Origin of the sequence: Caloramator sp. ALD01 (assembly GCF_000472625.1) — a bacterium.
GTDB classification, from domain to species: Bacteria; Bacillota; Clostridia; order Clostridiales; family Caloramatoraceae; genus Thermobrachium; species Thermobrachium proteoclasticum.
In genome coordinates this window covers 1-20,431 of sequence record NZ_AXAA01000011.1, presented here as the reverse complement: position 1 = coordinate 20,431, position 20,431 = coordinate 1, and the positions used below count along the sequence as shown (strand labels likewise).

General features: G+C 28.4%; 23 protein-coding genes. All 23 read right to left on the bottom strand.

Going from position 1 to position 20,431, the window contains the following annotated elements; genetic code table 11:
- Position 1: 1 nt before the first annotated feature.
- The 23 genes from nadD to A3M9_RS0106610 all read right to left on the bottom strand — a co-directional run bounded on the left by nadD (position 2) and on the right by A3M9_RS0106610 (position 20,051).
- Positions 2–1,168, bottom strand: coding sequence for a nicotinate-nucleotide adenylyltransferase (nadD, locus tag A3M9_RS14420; protein ID WP_035166048.1), 1,167 nt, complete (start codon positions 1,166–1,168; stop codon positions 2–4).
- Positions 1,169–1,308: 140 nt separating this feature from the next.
- Positions 1,309–1,608 (bottom strand): ribosome assembly RNA-binding protein YhbY, encoded by a 300-nt coding sequence (gene yhbY / locus A3M9_RS0106715; RefSeq protein WP_027308544.1) that lies wholly within the window; start codon positions 1,606–1,608, stop codon positions 1,309–1,311.
- A 10-nt stretch (positions 1,609–1,618) separates the two neighbouring features.
- A complete protein-coding gene (gene obgE / locus A3M9_RS0106710) occupies positions 1,619–2,884 on the bottom strand; it encodes a GTPase ObgE (RefSeq protein ID WP_027308543.1) in 1,266 nt (421 codons plus the stop codon).
- Between the two features lie 13 nt (positions 2,885–2,897).
- Positions 2,898–3,443: a Spo0B domain-containing protein gene (locus A3M9_RS0106705; RefSeq protein ID WP_198011945.1), complete on the bottom strand. Its 546-nt coding sequence runs from the start codon at positions 3,441–3,443 to the stop codon at positions 2,898–2,900.
- A 91-nt stretch (positions 3,444–3,534) separates the two neighbouring features.
- Entirely contained in the window at positions 3,535–3,801 is a 267-nt protein-coding gene (gene rpmA, locus A3M9_RS0106700) for a 50S ribosomal protein L27 (RefSeq protein ID WP_027308541.1), read from the bottom strand.
- 35 nt (positions 3,802–3,836) lie between these two features.
- Positions 3,837–4,148: a 50S ribosomal protein L21 gene (gene rplU, locus A3M9_RS0106695; RefSeq protein WP_027308540.1), complete on the bottom strand. Its 312-nt coding sequence runs from the start codon at positions 4,146–4,148 to the stop codon at positions 3,837–3,839.
- Between the two features lie 119 nt (positions 4,149–4,267).
- Positions 4,268–5,653, bottom strand: coding sequence for a ribonuclease E/G (locus A3M9_RS0106690; RefSeq protein ID WP_027308539.1), 1,386 nt, complete (start codon positions 5,651–5,653; stop codon positions 4,268–4,270).
- Positions 5,654–5,657: 4 nt separating this feature from the next.
- Positions 5,658–6,347, bottom strand: a complete 690-nt coding sequence (locus A3M9_RS0106685) for a TIGR03936 family radical SAM-associated protein (protein ID WP_035166046.1) — start codon at positions 6,345–6,347, stop codon at positions 5,658–5,660.
- Positions 6,340–8,178 carry a TIGR03960 family B12-binding radical SAM protein gene (locus A3M9_RS0106680; RefSeq protein ID WP_027308537.1) on the bottom strand — a complete coding sequence of 613 codons (1,839 nt, stop codon included), beginning with the start codon at positions 8,176–8,178 and terminating at the stop codon, positions 6,340–6,342. The genes A3M9_RS0106685 and A3M9_RS0106680 overlap by 8 nt, the downstream gene beginning before the upstream one ends.
- On the bottom strand, positions 8,178–8,954 hold the full coding sequence (locus tag A3M9_RS0106675) for a hypothetical protein (RefSeq protein WP_027308536.1): 777 nt from the start codon (positions 8,952–8,954) through the stop codon (positions 8,178–8,180). The genes A3M9_RS0106680 and A3M9_RS0106675 overlap by 1 nt, the downstream gene beginning before the upstream one ends.
- Positions 8,955–8,963: 9 nt before the next feature.
- On the bottom strand, positions 8,964–9,617 hold the full coding sequence (locus A3M9_RS14175; protein WP_051350632.1) for a M23 family metallopeptidase: 654 nt from the start codon (positions 9,615–9,617) through the stop codon (positions 8,964–8,966).
- Between the two features lie 74 nt (positions 9,618–9,691).
- A complete protein-coding gene (gene rodA, locus A3M9_RS0106665) occupies positions 9,692–10,819 on the bottom strand; it encodes a rod shape-determining protein RodA (protein WP_035166044.1) in 1,128 nt (375 codons plus the stop codon).
- A 55-nt stretch (positions 10,820–10,874) separates the two neighbouring features.
- A complete protein-coding gene (gene minE / locus A3M9_RS0106660) occupies positions 10,875–11,147 on the bottom strand; it encodes a cell division topological specificity factor MinE (RefSeq protein ID WP_027308534.1) in 273 nt (90 codons plus the stop codon).
- Between the two features lie 11 nt (positions 11,148–11,158).
- The gene (gene minD, locus A3M9_RS0106655; protein WP_027308533.1) at positions 11,159–11,956 is read right to left on the bottom strand and encodes a septum site-determining protein MinD; all 798 of its coding nucleotides are present in this window, start codon (positions 11,954–11,956) and stop codon (positions 11,159–11,161) included.
- A gap of 18 nt (positions 11,957–11,974) precedes the next feature.
- Positions 11,975–12,586 (bottom strand): septum site-determining protein MinC, encoded by a 612-nt coding sequence (gene minC, locus A3M9_RS0106650; protein WP_027308532.1) that lies wholly within the window; start codon positions 12,584–12,586, stop codon positions 11,975–11,977.
- Between the two features lie 184 nt (positions 12,587–12,770).
- Positions 12,771–15,284 carry a penicillin-binding transpeptidase domain-containing protein gene (locus A3M9_RS13360; protein WP_035166042.1) on the bottom strand — a complete coding sequence of 838 codons (2,514 nt, stop codon included), beginning with the start codon at positions 15,282–15,284 and terminating at the stop codon, positions 12,771–12,773.
- Between the two features lie 15 nt (positions 15,285–15,299).
- Positions 15,300–15,806 carry a rod shape-determining protein MreD gene (gene mreD, locus A3M9_RS0106640; RefSeq protein ID WP_027308531.1) on the bottom strand — a complete coding sequence of 169 codons (507 nt, stop codon included), beginning with the start codon at positions 15,804–15,806 and terminating at the stop codon, positions 15,300–15,302.
- Between the two features lie 13 nt (positions 15,807–15,819).
- A complete protein-coding gene (mreC, locus tag A3M9_RS0106635) occupies positions 15,820–16,641 on the bottom strand; it encodes a rod shape-determining protein MreC (protein ID WP_027308530.1) in 822 nt (273 codons plus the stop codon).
- A gap of 19 nt (positions 16,642–16,660) precedes the next feature.
- Positions 16,661–17,698, bottom strand: a complete 1,038-nt coding sequence (locus A3M9_RS0106630; RefSeq protein WP_027308529.1) for a rod shape-determining protein — start codon at positions 17,696–17,698, stop codon at positions 16,661–16,663.
- Between the two features lie 22 nt (positions 17,699–17,720).
- Entirely contained in the window at positions 17,721–18,410 is a 690-nt protein-coding gene (gene radC / locus A3M9_RS0106625; RefSeq protein ID WP_027308528.1) for a DNA repair protein RadC, read from the bottom strand.
- A 13-nt stretch (positions 18,411–18,423) separates the two neighbouring features.
- The gene (locus A3M9_RS0106620; protein ID WP_027308527.1) at positions 18,424–18,990 is read right to left on the bottom strand and encodes a nucleoside triphosphate pyrophosphatase; all 567 of its coding nucleotides are present in this window, start codon (positions 18,988–18,990) and stop codon (positions 18,424–18,426) included.
- A 5-nt stretch (positions 18,991–18,995) separates the two neighbouring features.
- The gene (locus A3M9_RS0106615; protein WP_027308526.1) at positions 18,996–19,253 is read right to left on the bottom strand and encodes a DUF4321 domain-containing protein; all 258 of its coding nucleotides are present in this window, start codon (positions 19,251–19,253) and stop codon (positions 18,996–18,998) included.
- Positions 19,254–19,364: 111 nt separating this feature from the next.
- Positions 19,365–20,051 (bottom strand): SPOR domain-containing protein, encoded by a 687-nt coding sequence (locus A3M9_RS0106610; protein ID WP_027308525.1) that lies wholly within the window; start codon positions 20,049–20,051, stop codon positions 19,365–19,367.
- Between the last annotated feature and the right edge of the window lie 380 nt (positions 20,052–20,431).

Here is a 20,431-nt window from a genome sequence, read left to right as displayed (position 1 = left end):
ATTACTCCCCCATATCCAATAAACTATTTCTTAGCTCTACAGTATTAGGATGGATAAGTAATCCTCTTTCTAACAAATACTTAATCGTTGAATCACAGGATTTTATAATTGCTAAATCTAAATTTTCAAATGATAGCTTTCTAATTTCATCTACACCATCAAAATTCCTATCCTCTTCTATTATGTCTGCAATATAAATTATTTTCTCAAGGATAGACATATCTTTTCTTCCAACAGTATGATAATATATCGCATTAAATATATCACTATCAACATTAAACCTATCCTTTGCTATATATGCCCCTACATAGGAATGTAAAATTTGTGGTGACTTTTTATCTATTTCATTTAGCATTATCCCATAATCTTTTATGTATCCCATAATTACATCTAAACTTAAATTTTTTGCATTATCGTGCAAAATAGATGCTATTTCAGCCTTTTCTTTATCTATGTTGTATTTTTGTGCTAATTTAACTGCCATCTTTGATACATTAATTGAATGTCTGTATCTTTTTTCATCTAAACTTTGCTTAACAAAATTTATGATTTCTTCTTTATTTATTTTATTTGAGTAGAGATTGTTCGCATATATATATTTTTCAACCTCACTTGGTACATAATACTGTATAGATTTTTGATTTTTTAATTTATTTCTTATCACAGATGATGATATATCAATATTAGGTATACTTATAAAACGAATATCTAAATTATACTTTTTACGATAATTTGTAATTAAATCTAATATATCGTCTTTTTCTGAATTTCTATTTACAACAACAAAGCTGCAATAATTGTGAATTTCATCAATTTGCTTCCAAGTATGTAGCTCATTTAATGTATCATAACCTATTATAAAGAAGAATTTGTAATTACCATAGAGTTTATTCAATGTTTTTAGTGTATCAATTGTATAAGTAAAACCAGTTCTTTTTACTTCAATATCAAGTGCTTCAAATTTTTTATTATCATTAATTGCAAGCTTTACCATATTAAATCTATCTTGAGCACTTGCAATATCACTTATATTTTTATGCGGAGGTCTTCCTACTGGTATGAAAAATATCTTATCTAAATTCATTTGATTTAGGACTTCGTTTGCAATTATTAAATGGCCATTATGTATTGGGTTAAAGGTACCACCCATTATACCAACTGATAACATAAAATCAACTCCTAACAAAAATTACTTTTTTATTATATAAAAAAGTAATAAAAAATAAAAGTATATAAATATGCGTTTAAAACAGAAAAAAGGAAAGTGCCATATAAAATTTATAATTATGGCACCTATAACTTAACATATCATTTTTTCATAGGTAATTCTATTTTGGGTTTGTTTTTAGATTGTCTATATATTACAAATTTATTACCAATTACTTGAACAGGATCAGCGTCTAATTCTTCACAGACTATATCGCAAGCTTCTCTTGCAGTTAGTAATGAATTCTTTAATACATTAAGCTTTATTATTTCTCTTGCTTCTAATGCTTCATCTATTTGTGCAAGTACTCTATCGTCCACTCCTTCTTTACCAATTTGAACTATTGAATCTATACTATTTGCTAACCCTCTTAAGTAGCTTCTTTGTTTACTCGTCAGCATATCTATCCTCCTATTCTATGAATTCAAATTCAAAATCATTCATTCTTACAAGGTCACCATCTTTTATACCCATTTTTCTTAATTCATCTATTATTCCACGTTTTTCCAAAACCTTGTGGAAATACTTTAATGATTCACTATCATAAATGTTAACACTTAATAGTAATCTATCTACAAAGGAACCTTCTATTACATATGTTCCATCTTCATCTATTCTAATAGTATAAGTAAATTTCTTTTCTTCTGGAACATATACCTCATATTCTTGCTTTTCTTCAACAATGTTATCAAGCATATTGCTTACATATAACATAACTTCCTTTAATCCTTTATTAGTTGCTGCTGATATTTCAAATACCTCAATTCCTTGCTTACCAAGCTCTTCCCTCAATCTCTTAACATTCTCTTCACTACCTGGAATATCACACTTATTTGCTGCAACTACCTGTGGTTTCTTTGATAATTTTTCACTGTACAGTTTCAACTCTTCATTTATTTTATAGAAATCATCTATTGGATCTCTACCTTCAATTCCTGATGCATCTATAACGTGTATTAAAACCTTTGTTCTCTCTACATGTCTTAGGAAATCTATTCCAAGTCCTACTCCCTCATGTGCTCCTTCGATTAAACCAGGTATATCAGCTAAAACAAAACTCTTTACTCCCTGCATTTCAACAACACCAAGGTTTGGTTTAAGGGTTGTAAAGTGATAATTTGCAATTTTGGGTTTAGCACCAGTTACCATTGATAAAATTGTTGATTTACCTACATTAGGAAATCCTATTAATCCAACATCAGCTAACAACTTCAATTCAAGTGTTATCCATTTTTCTTCCCCAGGCATACCTGGTTCTGCAAAATTAGGTGCCTGCCTTGTTGGAGTTGCAAATCTTGTATTTCCTCTTCCACCTCTTCCTCCTTTACATACTACAAATTCTTGACCTTCCTCTACTAAATCAGCTATTACTCTTTCAGTCTCTGCATCCTTTATTACAGTACCTGCTGGAACCTTTATAACCAAATCTTCACCGTCTTTACCGAATTTGTTATTTGTACCACCATTTTCTCCACGCTGAGCTTCATATTTCTTTTGATATTTAAAATCTAATAATGTACGCATATTGACATCAACTTTGAATATAACATCTCCACCGCGTCCACCATCTCCACCATCTGGTCCACCAAATGGAACATACTTTTCTCTTCTAAATGATACACAACCGTGTCCTCCATCGCCTGCTTTAACGTATATCTTAGCTACATCTACAAACATAATGTTCACCACCTTACTGTATATTAATCATTACAATTTTCTTATCGTTTTCTTTATATAGTGATATATTTTCAGAAATTAGAATAAAGTTTAAATTGTTATTATTTAAGTCAATTTCCATATCATTGTATAATAAAATTTGTACCCCTTCTTCAATTTCTTTTGCATCTATATAGATCTCCTGTTTTTTAAATTCTTTTCTTAAAATATCATAAAGTTCCTGCTTAAATATATCTAAATTTTCTATGTACTTGTTAATATTTTTGCTTAATTTTTCTTCTGATATGTAAAAATTTAAATTTTTTAATTGCCATTCAAGTGCACATCTCTCTATTGAATTTATTATGTCATTAATTATTAAAGATAAATAGCTATTATCAAGATTATAAAGTTGACTTAACATATACATTCTTGAGTTTATTTTTTTTATATAGTTTAATGCTTCTTCAGGTTTATTTATTTGTAGATATCCATAAATAACCTGTAAGTAATTCATAAAATCGTGCCTCTGTTTTCGCATTTGATTCATACACCATTTTATGTTTGATTTATCCTTCATAAAATCACCTACTTGCAAGTGTATTAACATTTAAATAATACACCACCAATATATAAAATGCAACAAAAATGCACCCTACTGGGTGCATTTATTATTGTGCAATTTCAGCTGGATATACGCTTACTTTCTTTCTATCTTTACCGTATCTTTCGAATCTTACTACACCATTTATTAATGCAAATAGAGTATCGTCTTTTCCTCTACCTACATTTTCACCTGGATGTATCTTAGTTCCTCTTTGTCTTACAAGTATGTTGCCTGCAAGAACAAATTGTCCATCTGCTCTCTTGACACCAAGTCTTTTGGATTCACTATCTCTACCGTTCTTGGAGCTACCGACACCTTTCTTATGAGCCATTGATTACACCTCCTTATAAGAAAGCTCTATATTAATTAAGCTTCGATTTTTTCAATCTTAATTTGAGTATAAGGTTGACGATGACCTTGCTTTCTTCTGTAATCCTTCTTAGCCTTAAATTTGAAAACTATTACCTTCTTAGCCTTTCCGTGCTTAACAACTCTTGCTACTACCTTTGCACCTTCAACTGTTGGAGCACCAACTGTTAACTTTCCATCCTTTGATACTGCAAGAACTTCGTTGATTTCAACAGTTGAATCAACATCAGCATTTAGCTTTTCTACAAAAAGTAGGTCACCTTCTTGTACTCTGTATTGCTTTCCACCTGTTGCTATAACTGCGTACATTTTTACACCTCCTCTAACCAGTCTCGCCGTAGAACAAGGCACCCTTTGGTTTAAAGCCCGTCTCGAGCGGTCTACAGATGGTAGTTTATCATACATAAGGCTTTTATGTCAACACTTTTTTACTTTTTAATCTGAATTATTATTTTATCATCATCTTCTTCAATTATAGATAAGTTATTTTTATTTCTTATTAAGTTTAATTCTAATTCATCATCTATTATTTTATAGTCTTTTATATCACTTGAAATTAACTTTATTTTAGTTTTATTTTTCTTTTCAATTTCTTTAACTAATATATTAATAATAGATTCATTTTGCAAGTATATACTATTATTAATTAAAATATAAATTTCACTTGAATTTTTTTGTGTTAATAAAAGCTCAATTTCCCTTAAAATAGTATAAATACTTTTTGATTTTAGTTCTATATCATAATACTTCTCAAAAAAACTTTTATTGTACCTTTTACGTGAAGCTTCCATTATACCTAATTTAGTAAACCCAAAAACTTGTAAATCTAAATTCTTTTTTTCAATTATTTCATTTACATATTTCTCTAACTCTTTTCTCTTTTTGAAATCTAAATCGATAAAATCAATTAATATATTACCATTTAAATTATATTTTATTATAAAGTCTATAATAACATCACACGCTTCCTTATTTATTTCAAAAGCATTATTGGTATTAGTGGATAAGGATGAATTAACATCTATTATTGTAAAAGCCTCTGTTAAATCTACAATCACACTACCACCGTTCTTCATTGTTATAACTCGTGATGTATTATTTTTAATAACTTCTTCTATAAAGTAAGGAATATTTTCATCAATTATAATATGTTTATCTTTAAAATTACCCCTTTTACTTAATTCTCTTTTTAATTTTTCATTGTTAACTTTAATTGATTCAATGTTTTTATCTAAAATTTCATCTTCAATATTTTTATAAAACTCATTATTTTTATAGATTAAATATGGTGGTTTAATAAAACTTTTTCTTTGTAGTATTCCGTCCGCTATCTTTGATAATCTGTAGTATTCTTCTTCAACTTCTTTTATATCTTCTATCGTTGTATTGGTTCTTATTATATATCCGTATCTACCATCGTAATTATCTAAATGCTGAGTATTGAAATTTTTATTTTTAGTAGATATACTGATTTCTTTACTATTTATGTTTAAAATTATGTATCTACCCTTTAATTGTAATTTGTCTTTAACTCTTGGCCCTTTATTACCTTTTGCTTCCCTACTTACTTGAACTATCACATCTTGGTTAATAGTGTATTGGTTAGAAAAAAGAGGCATAATAGCCTCCTTTTTAAATCCTATATCCACAAAAGCCACCTTCATTTTGTCTGAAATACCTTTAATCTTACCTACATATATATTGTCACATATATCTTCTTCATATTTATTTTCTATATAGATTTTTACTAATCTATTTTCATCCATAAGTAAAGCTCTGTTTTGTATATTATTTTCATCTATTAGTAGTATCATTTAATCACATCCTGCTAAAGAATTCATCAAGAGGTACTAAATCATTTTTAACTTTTGTATACATTTCTGTTCTTTTTATAATTGGAACTCCTATTGCAACAGATTCTTTTAGTATATCAGCAATAACTTCTGGACTTAAGCTTCCAGAATTTGAAGTTAAAACAATACATTCTAATATAAAATAGTTTTCATCTATATTTTTTATCTTTAAATCAAAAATCATTTCTTTTATATTAATTGATTTTTCTCCTGACTTTGTCTTTTTTGTTTTAATGATTTCTTTTGCATTTATAATATTATTTACTGCCTCTTCAATTTTATTATTTTGAGAACGTTTTAGCTTTATTTCATATCTTGAAGCATAAGTTGCTGCCATACAAGTAGGCATTTTTTTGTTTATTGGTATAACCTTCAATACCTCTAAACCAATTGGCATATTAAAATTAATTTTTTCTAATATTTCATTTTTGTCTATAAAAGAATCAAATTCAATATCAATATATTCAGCAAAACTTTCTATTCCAACAGATAAAGGTGATGCAAAGGAAATACTTGGATGAGGATTGAATCCCTTTGAATAAGTCAAGGGTAATCCTGCTCTTCTTATTGCTCTATGAAGAGTTCTCATCGTATCCAAATGAGAAATATATTTTGTATTTCCCATCTTCTTTAGTTTAAATACATATCTATTCATTAAAACATTTACCACCTTTCAAAAGTTTTGTAATTCCACATCCTGTACAACCTTGCCTACAATCTGGCGTTAAAATACCTTTTTCAGCCTTTTTATATTCATTTATTAAATACTCTTTGCTTACACCTACATCAATAAAATCCCAAGGCAATACTTCGTCTAAACTTCTTTCTCTTGTTGCATAAAAATGTGGGTCTATATTACACTCTTCAAATGCCTTCATCCATTTTTCAAAGTCAAAATGCTCCTGCCATCCATCAAATTTACAACCTAACTCCCAAGCTTTAACAAGAACCTTAGTTAATCTTCTATCTCCCCTTGAGAATACTCCCTCTAAAAAGCTAATAGGCGTCTCGTGCCAATTATATGTTATAAACCTACTTTTTATTTTTTCCTTTAATAATTTTTGTTTTCTATAAAGTTCATCCATTGTATTTTGACCAAACCATTGAAACGGTGTAAAGGGCTTTGGTACAAAGGATGAAGTACTAACTGTAACATTTAGTCCCTTTTGACGTTTTTCCTTTGGAACCTTAAAATACTCATCAACAACTTTATATGCTAAGTCTGCAATACCTTCAACATCCTCATCTTCTTCAAATGGAAGCCCAATCATAAAGTAAAGTTTTATATTATTCCAACCTAATTCAAAGGCACTACGTACTGACTTTATTAAGTCTTCTTCTGTAACACCCTTGTTTATAACATCTCTCATTTTTTGCGTTCCAGCTTCTGGTGCAAAAGTCAGTCCTGTTTTTCTTACCTTCTGTATCTCATTTATTAAATTAACAGAGAAGGAGTCTATTCTAAGTGACGGCAATGATATGCCAACATTGCTCTCCTTATATTTTTCAATTAATTTATTAACCAAGTTTTGAATATCTGAATAGTCACAAATACTAAGTGAAGTTAAGGATATCTCATCATATCCAGTTTCATTAATAAGTTTATCTGCCAAATCAATTAACTTTTCTGTCTTTTTTTCTCTAATAGGCCTATATATCATGCCAGCTTGACAAAATCTACAACCTCTTGTACATCCTCTAAATGTCTCAAGCATAATTCTGTCATGTACAACTTCAGTAAGTGGAACTATCATCTTTTCTGGATAGAAGGAATTATTTAGATCTTTTATTATTCTCTTCTTTATATTTGTTTTATAAGTTTCTTTCTTAGGAACCATCCTCTTTATTGTTCCATCCGTATTATATTCTATTTCATATAGTGAGGGAACATATATTCCTTCTATTTCACTTACCTTCTCTAAAAACTCCTGCCTTGATGCATTTGATTTTTTAAATTTAGAGTATAAATCTAACACCTCATTTAATACTTCTTCCCCCTCACCAAGCACAAAAAAATCTGCAATATCTGCTAATGGCTCAGGATTGTAAGCACAAGGGCCTCCAAAAACAACAAAAGGATGATTACTTCTATCCTTTGAATATAAAGGAATATGTGCTAAATCTAACATATTAATTATGTTTGTATAACTCATTTCATATTGTAATGTAAAGCCAACAAAATCAAATTCACTAAGTGCATCCTTTGTTTCTAATGCAAAAAGAGGTATATCATTTTCTCTCATTAATCTTTCCATATCTGGCCAAGGAGCAAATGCCCTTTCGCAATAACAATCTTCTCTTTCATTTAGCAAATGATAGATAATCTTCAAACCTAAATGTGACATACCAACTTCATAAACATCAGGAAAACAAAATGCAAATCTTATCTTATCTTTTTTATCCTTAATTACTGAATTTACTTCATTTCCAACATATCGTGCTGGCTTTTGTACCTTTAATAATATTTCTTCGTTTAAGTTTATCATTAAAAACTCCTCCCAGATTTTTTTATTAATTCTTCAAAAGTAACATTACCAAAACTTAAAAAGTAATTAATAATCTCATATTCTGTAACCTTACCTATAATTTTTGTATTTTCAAATACATATATTACATAATATTTATTAAAACAAAAAGTCTTAATAATATCAAGGATTTTATTTGAAGATTGTACCCCTTTTAATTTAATCTTTATTATCCTTCTGTTTTTAAAGAAAATATTTTTCGCATATACATCCTTTAATATGTTTATTACAATATTATTATAATCAATAATTGAATTTATAATAATTGCTATGCCAACAAAAAATATTAATATAAAATTTAATTTGTTAATATTTAGAAAAGAAACAATCAAAAGAAAAACTGCAAAAATGATACTACACAAATTTACTATAATATAAGATTTATAAAAACCAACATAATATTTTAAAATCATTCTTAATGTTCTACCACCATCTGAATAATTAAATGGCATTATATTAAATAAAAATAGAACAAAGTTAACCCTAAACAAAATTTCATTTGAAAAAACATAATAAAAAAACAAAATACAAATCAAATTAGAGGCAGGACCAGATAATGATATAGCAACATCATAGATTGGATTGATGATTTCTTCTTTAAAATTTATATTAAATCCTGTCCACTTAAATTTTATGCTTTCAATTGTGTACCCGAATATATAGGAACATAAAATATGTGCTAATTCATGCATAAGGTAAAAAATCATATATAAAAGAATAACTTTAACATAAGTCATTTTTTACCTCTATCTATTGCTTAGAAATTTAAGAGGATCCACATAGCTTCCTGAGTGCATAACTTCAAAATGAAATGACTTATTTTTTTCCTTATCAACTTTTCCAAGTATATCGCCTTTTTTAATTTCTTCACCTACATCTTTATTTAATTCTATAAGGTTATAATATACTGTTTTGTAATTATCTTTGTGACTTACAGTTACTACTATTCCATTATCCTTTGTATTTTCAACTTTTTCTATTATTCCATCATAAACACACAGTACATTATATGTATCTTTAACTTCAATATCTATACCATTGTTAAAAAAGCTCTTTTTGCTATTTGGATCTACGTATTCACCAAAGGGCTTAATTATTTGACCATCTAATGGCATAAAATCAAGTTTAAATACTTCTTTTTTATTTTGAAATATATTATTTGAAAATACACTAATATAATTACTATGACTAACTATATTTTTAATAGTTTGAGTATAATCCTTTCTATAATATTCTTCTATTTTAAATAATACAGTATTACCATTGTACGTATAAGTTATCTTTATTGTAAACATAAGAATAAAAATAACAGCTACAACTGCCAGCCTCTTTGTAAATCCCTCAAGATATTTATTATTTTTCCTTTTATATACAAACCTATTATAATTATAATAATTCATTTAAAGCACCTCCTTTTTAATCTACTATATATTTATTTTTAGGTAATAAAAAAATGCATGCAAAAGCATGCATTTTAAAAATTTATTTTTTTTCTTCTCATACTTACATTTAAAATAAGACCTATTGCAATAACATTAGTTAATAGAGATGTTCCACCATAACTCATAAAAGGCAGTGGTATACCAGTTATAGGCATTAAACCTATATCCATACCTATATTTTGAAATATTTGAAATCCTATCATAGTAACAATACCTATAACAAGATATTGTCCAAACTTATCCTTTGCAACCTTTGATATTTTTATAGATTTATAAAGAATGTTAAGATACAAAATTAAAAGAATAATTGAACCTAAAAATCCCCAATTCTCTGCAAAAACAGCAAATATAAAGTCGGTATGAGCTTCTGGTATAAATTTACCTGATGAAAGCTGTGTATTCCCTTGTATTATATCTGCAAAGGATGATTTTGGGAAAAACCTTCCTGATGCTATAGCAAGCTTAGCCATTGATGCATTATATCCTGCACCTAATCTATCTAACTCAGGATTTAAAAAAACAAGTATTCTATGTTTTTGATATGTCTTAATTATGTTTAAATTCCAAGCTATTGGTATTAAAATTGCAAGGATAGTCACAGGTATATAAATAAACTTCATATCCAAGCCTGCAACAAATAATATACCTAATACAATAACTGCAATTATCATATTTGTCCCTAAGTCTGGCTGCAACTGTATTAACCCCATAGGAATTAAAACAAAAATTGCAACCCTTTTTAACACCTCAAATTTATTTACTTCATCTACATCCTCTAATATTTTTGATAATCCAATTATAATTGATAGCTTTGCAAATTCTGATGGCTGAATACCAAAAGGACCAATACCAAGCCAAGCCTTAGCTCCATTTACTTCCCTACCAAATAACAAAACTGCTATTATTAATAAATTAGTAACAACATATATTATCTTGTAATAGGACCCTATTGTTGTATAATCAATTGTGATTACAAATACAAAGGCTACTAAAGCTACTAATAATATAATAAATTGAGCAATTGTATTTCTAAAATTTCCAGTTTCCAAGGCATTATTTGCAAACATTATAGTTGTAATTCCTAAAATACAAATAGCAATCATACTAAAAAATATACTCCAATCAAAGTATCTAAACAATTTTTTATTTATTTTAATCATACTACACCTCCTTAACTACTATATTATAAAACAAAAAAGAAGATAAGAAAACATCTTATCTTCCAAATTCCTTCATCTTCTTTATTGGTATATTTGCAACAAGTGCCGGAGAAGAAGTTCCTTGCTCACCTGCTCTTGTAAGTTTTATTTCCAATCCTGATTCATCAATTTCTGCATAATCTGAAATAACCCTAATAATATCTCCTTTTACCATTTCTAAAAACTGTGGTGAAACATTTGCTCTATCGTGTATGAGTATTAATTTTAACCTTTCCTTCGCTACATCCTTTGAAGGAGTTTCCTTACTAAAAAACTTAAATAAATCCATAGCAACACCCCTTACTTCTTAAAGAATATCTTCTTAATTGATGCCAAAAGTCCAGATGGTTCTTCCTCAAGATCTAAGAATGGAACTTCTTCCCCCATTATTCTTCTTGCTACATTTCTATAAGCTTTACCTGCCTTTGAGTTTTCATCAGTTACTGCTGGCTCACCTCTGTTTGTAGAAATGACAATTTTTTCATCTTCTGGAATTATTCCAAGTAACTTAATCGCCAATATATCAGTCATATCATCAATATTTAGCATTTCGCCCTTCTTTGTCATTTCATATTTTATTCTATTTATTATAAGCTGATGATCTTCTAATCCTTTTGCCTCAAGCTTTCCAATAATTCTATCTGCATCTCTAACAGCAGAAACCTCTGGAGTTGTAACTACTATTGCTCTATCTGCTCCAGCTACAGCATTTTCAAATCCATGTTCAATTCCTGCAGGGCAATCTATTATTATGTAATCAAACTCCTTTTTTAAATCATCTATTAATTTTTGCATTTGTTCTGGCGTAACTGCTGTTTTATCCTTTGTTTGTGCTGTAGGTAGTAAAAATAAATTGTCAAACCTTTTATCCTTTATTAGTGCTTGTTTTAATCTACAAGTACCTTCTACAACATCTACTAAATTATAAACAATTCTATTTTCTAATCCTAAATGTAAATCTAAATTTCTTAAACCAGTATCTGCGTCTACTACAACAACTTTATTTCCAAGCATAGCAAGTGCTGTACCTATATTTGCTGTGGTTGTTGTTTTTCCAACGCCACCTTTTCCTGAAGTTACAACAATAGCCACTCCCATTATTTAATCCCTCCATCATCATATAAATTTATATGGTTCTATTACTATTAAATTATCCTTTACTTTAGCTACTTCTGGTACCTTAGGTTTTATTTTTTCATCAGGAGCCCTCGATGTTATATCAGCAATCTTTAACAAGGATGGTTGTAACATATAAGCTGCTACTATTGCTTTTCTATTACCATTAGCTCCAGCGTGTACAACTCCCCTTAAAGCACCTAAAATAACTATATTACCATTTGCTATTATCTCTGCACCTGAATTAACGTCACCAATAACTACAATATTACCTTGATAATTTATTCTTTGTCCAGATCTCACTGTATTTTTTATAAATTTTGTTCTTCCCTCATATATGCCAGAAAAAACCTTTTCTGTTTCTTCCTTTACCTTAATATTTTCAAAATATGCATTTATGTCATATCTTTCTTTTAATAACTCAATCATATATTTCAAAAATGATTCATCTAATAAATTAAGCTTGTCCACTAATTTTAATCTACTACCTTTAAAAAAATCCTTAGCATTGTCAAGTTTATTAATTATTTCTTCTTCAATAACTTCTTTATTATTGCTATTTAAATACAGGATTAGCCCTTCTTTAGTTCCCTTAATCACAATGCTACCCATTTTTACCTCCAAGGTCACTTAATAATATTATTCTACGTCAATTTTAAATTTCCTTCTAAAAAATTATTACACTTATTTATTTTAACATACAAATTCATTTTAAAAAATACATTTTTTGATATTGAAACTTGTCTAAATAATTAGGGGAATCATTTTAAAAATGACTCCCCTAATTATTATTATATTAGTGTGTTGTTGATATCTGTGAATTTGATGTTTCACTATTTGGCTGCATTTTATTTAATCCAAAATATTCATCATAAATATCCTTTACAACACTTGCACAGGAATATCCGTGTCCAGCATTATAGACCAATACTACAACTACTATTTGTGGATCATTAATTGGAGCAACCCCTACATATACACCGTTTGCAACAACACCATCTGCACTTGCCCTTTTAGCTATTTCACTTGAAAAATCATTGAAAATCTGAACTGTTCCAGTTTTTCCTCCTGTTGGAATAGGATAATTCCTAAAAACGCTTGCTGCAGAACCTTCTTCATTAACCTTTTGTAATCCCTGCATTACTGCATTATAAGTTTCAGGTTTTATTTCAACCTTATCTAATACTTCAGGTTCTACTTTATACTTTAAAGAGCCATCAGGATTTAATATCTCTTTAACTAAATGCAGTTTATATCTATTACCTCCATTGACTACAGTCATATAAAACTGTGCAAGCTGAAGTGGTGTAAATTGATTTTCTCCCTGTCCTATTGATGCACTTAGTAGGTCTGATAATCTCTTAGCTTCTGCTATAAATTGGTTATATGCACTATTTATATATTTTTTTTGATTTTCACTAAGTCCAGCTAATCTTGTATCATCTAAATTCTCGTTTAAAAACATTTCTTTTATATCTGATAATAACTTATCATCTTCTTTTATTTTTAGCTTTTCCATTATATTTTTTAAATATTTTCTTATAAAGAGTGCCTTCCTTTTTTCTACACTACTTGCTTGACCAAAATTTTCACCTATTTCAATTCCTGTTGCTGAATTATTACCATTTCTTATTAAATTATACTTCTTAACCCATTTATCAAATTTATCCCATCCCATTTTTTGAGCAACTGCATAATAAAAATAGTTGCAGGATACCTGTAATGCTTTAGCTACATTAACCGGTCCGTGAGTTGTATGTTTTTCATTCCATATCCAACAATTACCTTTAAATCCCGGTAATTCTCTATACATACCCTTATCAACTATAATTGTATTAGGAGTTATTATGCCCTCCTCAAGTGCCGCAATAGAAGTTAATAGTTTAAAGGTTGAACCTGGAGGAACTAATGATTTTGTAGCATAATTGTATAAGGGCTTTGGTACTATATCAAGTTTTAATACTTCATTATAATATTTTTGTGTCTCTGTTAAAAATTTTTCTGGTGTGAAAATACGCAATCTTGTTTCTTCATCCTTTATTGTACCAAACTCTGCAAATAGATTAGGATCAAAACTTGGTTTGCTTACCAAAGCAAGTATTTCTCCTGTTTTTACATTAGCAACAACAACAGCTCCTCTATTGGCATTGGGTCTTCTAGTTCCATCAACCTTGCCTTCCTGCAAGTTTTTAAATAGCCTCTCTAATGATTCTTCTGCCACCTTTTGTAGATTATAACTTATTGTTGTAACTATTGTATCACCTGGTATTCCTTCTACTTCACCGATTAATTTTAATTGATTACCAAATTTATCTACCGTTATATATTTTTCTTTAGGTTCTCCCCTTAGGGATGCACCATATTCGTTTTTGGTTATATTTTCAAATTTTGCCTCAAGACCTATTGCACCAATCCACTCATTGTTTATATCATAGCCTAAACTTTTATACTGTTCTGCTGTGTCTTCTCCAGCTCTACTTAGGTATCCTAAAATATGTGAGGCAAAATCTCCATTTGGATAATATCTTAAGGGTTCTTCATTAAAGGATACATTAGGTAGTTCCTCAGATTTCATCGCTATATAAAAAGCTGTTTTTCTTGAAACATTTTTAGCTATTTCAACAGGTTTATATTTATAAAATCTATTTTTTTCAATTAATAGCCTTAAAGACAATACATCTTTAGCCTCCTGTAGGCTCATATTTTCAACAAAAATATATCTATCTTCATTTTTATTTGCTATCTTATATTTAACAAACAATTCATATAATGTTTGGTTTGCATCTAAATCTAAAGGTAGATTATAGTCTTTTTTAAATCTTTCTTCCTTTGCCTTTAGAATTTTTTGTCTTTTTTCTTCTATTTTCTTTAACTTTTCTTCTTGGCTTATATTATCATTTAAATTTAAATCCTCTTCAGACACATAAACATCAAAATCAAATTCAACCTTATTATTATCAATCTTAATTGGTAAAGTATCTAAAATCAATTTTTCATAGTCTGGCGTTTCATTCTTTAAAACTCTAATTGCCTTTAAAAGCACCTTTGGTATATCCTTCTCAGGTACTACCTTCCTATTATCTGTATATATTATATTAAAACTTTGTATATTAGTAGCAAGTTTAATGCCTTCAGTTGTTAAAATCTCTCCTCTTTGTGGTTTTTCACTATAAACTCTACTAAATACAGCTTCTGCCTGCTGACTATAATAATCTCCATTTATTAATTGTAAGAAGGCTAACCTTAATGCTAAAGTCAGAAACATCATAATTAATATAATTGTAAAGTATTTTATTCTATTTTTCTTCATTAAACCACCTACTACTTAAAACTTCCAATCCTTTTTTAATTTTTCGGACATATTTACTTTTTTAACAACGTTATATATAAAAGGACATATAGACGCATTCAAAATTATCTCATATACAAATAATATCAAAAACTTTTCATAACTATAATTTAATATACCTGATGGATATATAAAGATAAAAACAAGTATGAATTTTACTAAGGTTGATAGGCAAGTAAACAATATAGGAATTACTATTGTATCTTTATAGATCTTATTTTCTATTAAATTAACAACAAATGAAACAATTATATAGATTAAAGTATTAATTCCAAAAATATAAGGAAAAAAGGCATCTTTAAAAATGCCTATTGGTAAAACTACAAATATCAATTCTACTTTGTCAAGAAACATTGATATACTTACAATATAAATTAACAGCAAATCCACTTTTATACCAAAAATACTAAAATTCATAAATATAGTATTTTGTAATATTAAACATAATAAACCAATCAATACAAAAGTAATACTTCTTTTCACAACACTTTCCCCTTTATTTAACTAAAACTTGTACTTTTTTAATTTTTGAGAAATCAACCGCTGGTTTTATAAACGCAGTCTTTGATAAATTTATCTTTTCATATTCAATTCTTTCTATAGTTCCAACTATAATACCGCTTGGTACTAAAACATCTGGATTTGTTGTTATATTACTTGTTATTACAATATTACCTTTATCAGCTTTAGTTTCACTTGGCAAAAATTGAACTTTACATAAACTATCGTTGTTACTTCCAATTAATAGCCCATCATCACCTGTTTCATTAATTGTAACAGGAATTTTTGAGTTTTCATCTAAAATTGTCATAACCTTAGAGGTTGTACTATTAACTTCAACAACTTTACCTACTAAACCATCGGCTGCTCTAACATAACAACCTTTTTTTACCCCGTCATTACTTCCTACATCCAATATGACAACATTAAACCAATTATCTCCTACTTTACCAATAACATTAGCTGATATATATTTAAAATTATTATCATTTTTATATTGTAATAGTCTATTTAATTCGGTATTTTCGGATTTAATTTTCTCATAGTCTATTAATTTTAATTTCAAATCTTGAATCTGACTTTTTAGTTCTATATTTTCTTTCCTTAATGTTGAAATTGAAGATAAAAAAGAAAAAATATTATATATCCTTTGCCCCGCATTATATACCTGTTTTTGTATTGGGGCTATAGCTGAATTTATTACCCCTTGTATAGCCCCTTCATTGCTTCTATTATTTGCAGTAATTCCAATAAAAATAGTAAGTACAAGGCAAAGAACAAGTATTATGGTTAACAACCTGTTCTTTAAAAAATCCATTTAGCTCCCTCTTTCTATATTATCTATTTTTTTGTGGGAAACCAAAGCCTTTATTTAAACCTAACTTATCTATATTATCAAGAGCCTTACCTGCACCTATAGCAACACAATCAAGCGGATTTTCTGCAATATGAACAGGCATATGAGTTTCCTTATTTATTAATTTATCTAATCCCTTTAAAAGGGCACCTCCACCTGTTAACATTATTCCCTTATCCATAATATCTGCAGCAAGCTCTGGTGGAGTTTTTTCAAGTGTTGATTTTATTGAATCTATTATCGCTGCAACTGGCTCCTTTATTGCTTCTCTTATCTCTTCTGATGAGATTGTAATTACCTTTGGTAAACCTGATATTAGATCTCTTCCCTTTATATCCATTGTTGTTTCTTCTTCGTCTGGGAAAGCTGACCCAATCTCCATTTTTATCTGTTCGGCTGTTCTTTCACCAATCATTAAATTATATTCCTTCTTTATATATTGTACGATTGACTGATCAAGCTCATCACCTGCTATTCTTAAAGACTTACTTGTAACTATTCCTCCAAGTGATATAACTGCAACCTCAGTTGTTCCTCCACCTATATCTACAACCATACTTCCAGTAGGTTCGCTAACTGGAAGTCCTGCACCTATTGCTGCAGCCATAGGTTCCTCCATTAAATAAACTTCCCTTGCACCTGCATGTTTTGTAGCTTCTTCAATAGCTCTTTTTTCAACTTCTGTTACACCAGATGGAAAACAAACAACTATTCTTGGCTTCACAAATGAACTATTATTTGTTACTTTTCTTATAAACTTATTTAACATTGTTTGTGTAACATCAAAGTCTGCTATAACTCCATCTTTAAGAGGTCTTATTGCAACAATATTACCTGGTGTTCTACCTATCATTTCCTTAGCTTCATCTCCAACTGCCAAAACCTGCTTTGTATTATCATTTCTTATTGCAACAACCGATGGTTCCCTCAAAATTATTCCTTTGCCCTTTAAATATATTAAAGTATTTGCTGTTCCTAAATCAATTCCCATATCTTTTGAAATGCTAAATAATCCCATATTTCATACTCCTTTCATGATGTCATATTATATTTTTTTCCTTAAAGCTTAAATAATTTATATCTCCAATTATAATATGATCTAAAACTTCAATTCCAATTATTTTTCCTGCCTCAATTAATCGCTTCGTAATATTTATATCCTCTTGACTCGGAGTTACATCTCCTGAAGGATGGTTATGACATAATATAATTGAAGCAGAACTAACTTTAATTGCCTCTATAAAAACTTCCCTTGGATGTACTATTGATGAGTTTAAACTTCCTATTGAAATATCCTTTATTTGTATAACATAATTTTTTGTATTTAAAAATATAACTCTAAAATGCTCCTTTGATAGGAATCTCATCTCATCCATTACAAGCATAGCCACATCTTCTGGTGAAGTTATCTTAACTCTATTATTCCCTTTAAATGAATTTAACCTTTTGCCTATTTCAACACAAGCTTTTATTTCACAAGCCTTAGCAAGACCTATACCCTTTATTTTGCTAAGCTCATAAACAGAACTTTTTGCAATAAATGTTATTCCTCCATAATTAGTAATTAATCTTTTAGCCAAATCAAGTGCACTTTCTGATTTAGTGCCTGTACGCAATATTATTGCTAAAAGCTCTTGATTTGATAGGACTTCTTCACCATATTTCAAAAGTCTTTCTCTTGGTCTTTCATTAATGGGGATATCTTTTATTTTGATTGAATAACAGTCCATATTATCCTTCTCCTTAAAACAAATTTATCCCCATCCTATTAATTATATCATATAGTTTACTTACTGGTAAACCAACCACATTAAAATAACATCCATCTATTTTTTCAACAAATAAACCACCAAATCCTTGTATGGCATAAGCTCCTGCTTTACCAAAGGGTTCATTGGTTTCAATATACCATTTTATTTGTAAATCACTTAATTCTTTAAAATACACGTATGTACAAGAATAATCAACAATACAATCATTTCTAAACATCACACATATTCCTGTATAAACCTCGTGGCGATCTCCACTTAAAAATTTTAGCATATTAAAAGCATCTTCTTCATCTGATGGCTTTCCAAGCACTCTTCCATCTTTATATACTATAGTGTCAGCAGCAATAATTAAGGCTTCATCATTAACTTTTTGCTTTACATCTAAAGCCTTATTATAAGCAAAATTTTTAACAAGTTCAATAGGGTCATTTAAATTTATTTCTTCTTTAAAATCAGATGGAACAACATCAAAATTTAAATTTAAATTTTTTAACATTTCTATTCTTCTTGGAGATGATGATGCTAAAATTATTTTCATTTGTATCACCTAACTCTTTTTATAAAAATAATACCTAATATGAAACCTATAATAGTAAATAAATTCAATTTCAAATTAAAACCTAATACAAAATTAAAAAACATAATGTCGATAACTATGGGCTTTTGTGTTCCTATAACTAACTCAGTAGTTAAAAAACTCAAACTTTTTATTTTAGATAGGGTTATATATACAGCTTCACCTGCTAAGACACAAAGAAGCAATACAAAAAAATCAAATATTTTTTCTTTTGTTTTACCCATAAATTTCCCCCTTTTAAATGTTGACAAAAAATAATAATTTTAATCATATCACAAATAAGTTTATCATTTTAAAATATTATCTACAATACCTATATCTATATTAATAAAAATTTAATATTTAGTCTGAACAACGTTATAATAATTCATACTTTTAACAATATAATAAATGACTTTATCTTGATTATTGCTTTTAATGGCTTCTTGATAATCCGTTAAAATATTAATTACATCATTTATTTTATTATCATCTTTATATTTATTATAAAACTCCTTTAACATTTGATTAAACTGCTCCTGAGAAACTTGTCCGTCTTTAACTAATATTTGAGCTATGATTAGTTTATTTATATAATCTGTAGTCTTTTCAACCTGTTGATTATTTTTATTTTTGATATCCAACTGTCTTATAATTGAATCAATACGTTTTTTTTCAAGTTCAAGCTTTTTATTTTGAATAAAGTTTAAATCTGTAGATACATCCGTTATAACTCTATATATTTCATTATCTTTATAGTAATGTCCATATATACCAATTTTATTTAGTTCTTGAACCATACTCTTTGCATTTGTTTCATTCGTAAATACACCAACTTGTAATAGATAAACTTTATTTGCTTTATTAATTGCAATTGTATTTACGCCATTATTTTTTAAACTGTATTTTGGTAATATTATAAAATTTGTTATGGCCCAACCCACCATTATTGATACTATTGGTATTATTAATATAAAATATAAAATACCTAATTCAAACTTGGATAAACCATTCTTTTTTAATTCTAACCTTGTGTATCTCATTTTATCCCCTCCTTTATTTCAATTAAATTATATTTAATTAAGTAAGAAATTATTATATTTTTTATATAAAATTATTTTTAGCATAAAAAAAATGGTTCTATAATAAATGTTGGGGCGTAGCCCCAGCATATTTTTTTACAAAAAAAATATGCACCTGTTTTAGATGCCTGGTAAAATTAAATTAACTACAAAAATATTACCTGAAAGGAGGCATCCTACAAGTGCACACTAATAATTGTATCAAAAATTTACTTGGTTTTAAAGATGTTATTATAACAAAAGTACTTGATAATGTTTGCTATGAAATTTATTTAGAAATGAAAAAGAAGCCTCATACTTGTCCTCGTTGTAATTCTGAAACTCGTAGAGTTCACGACTAT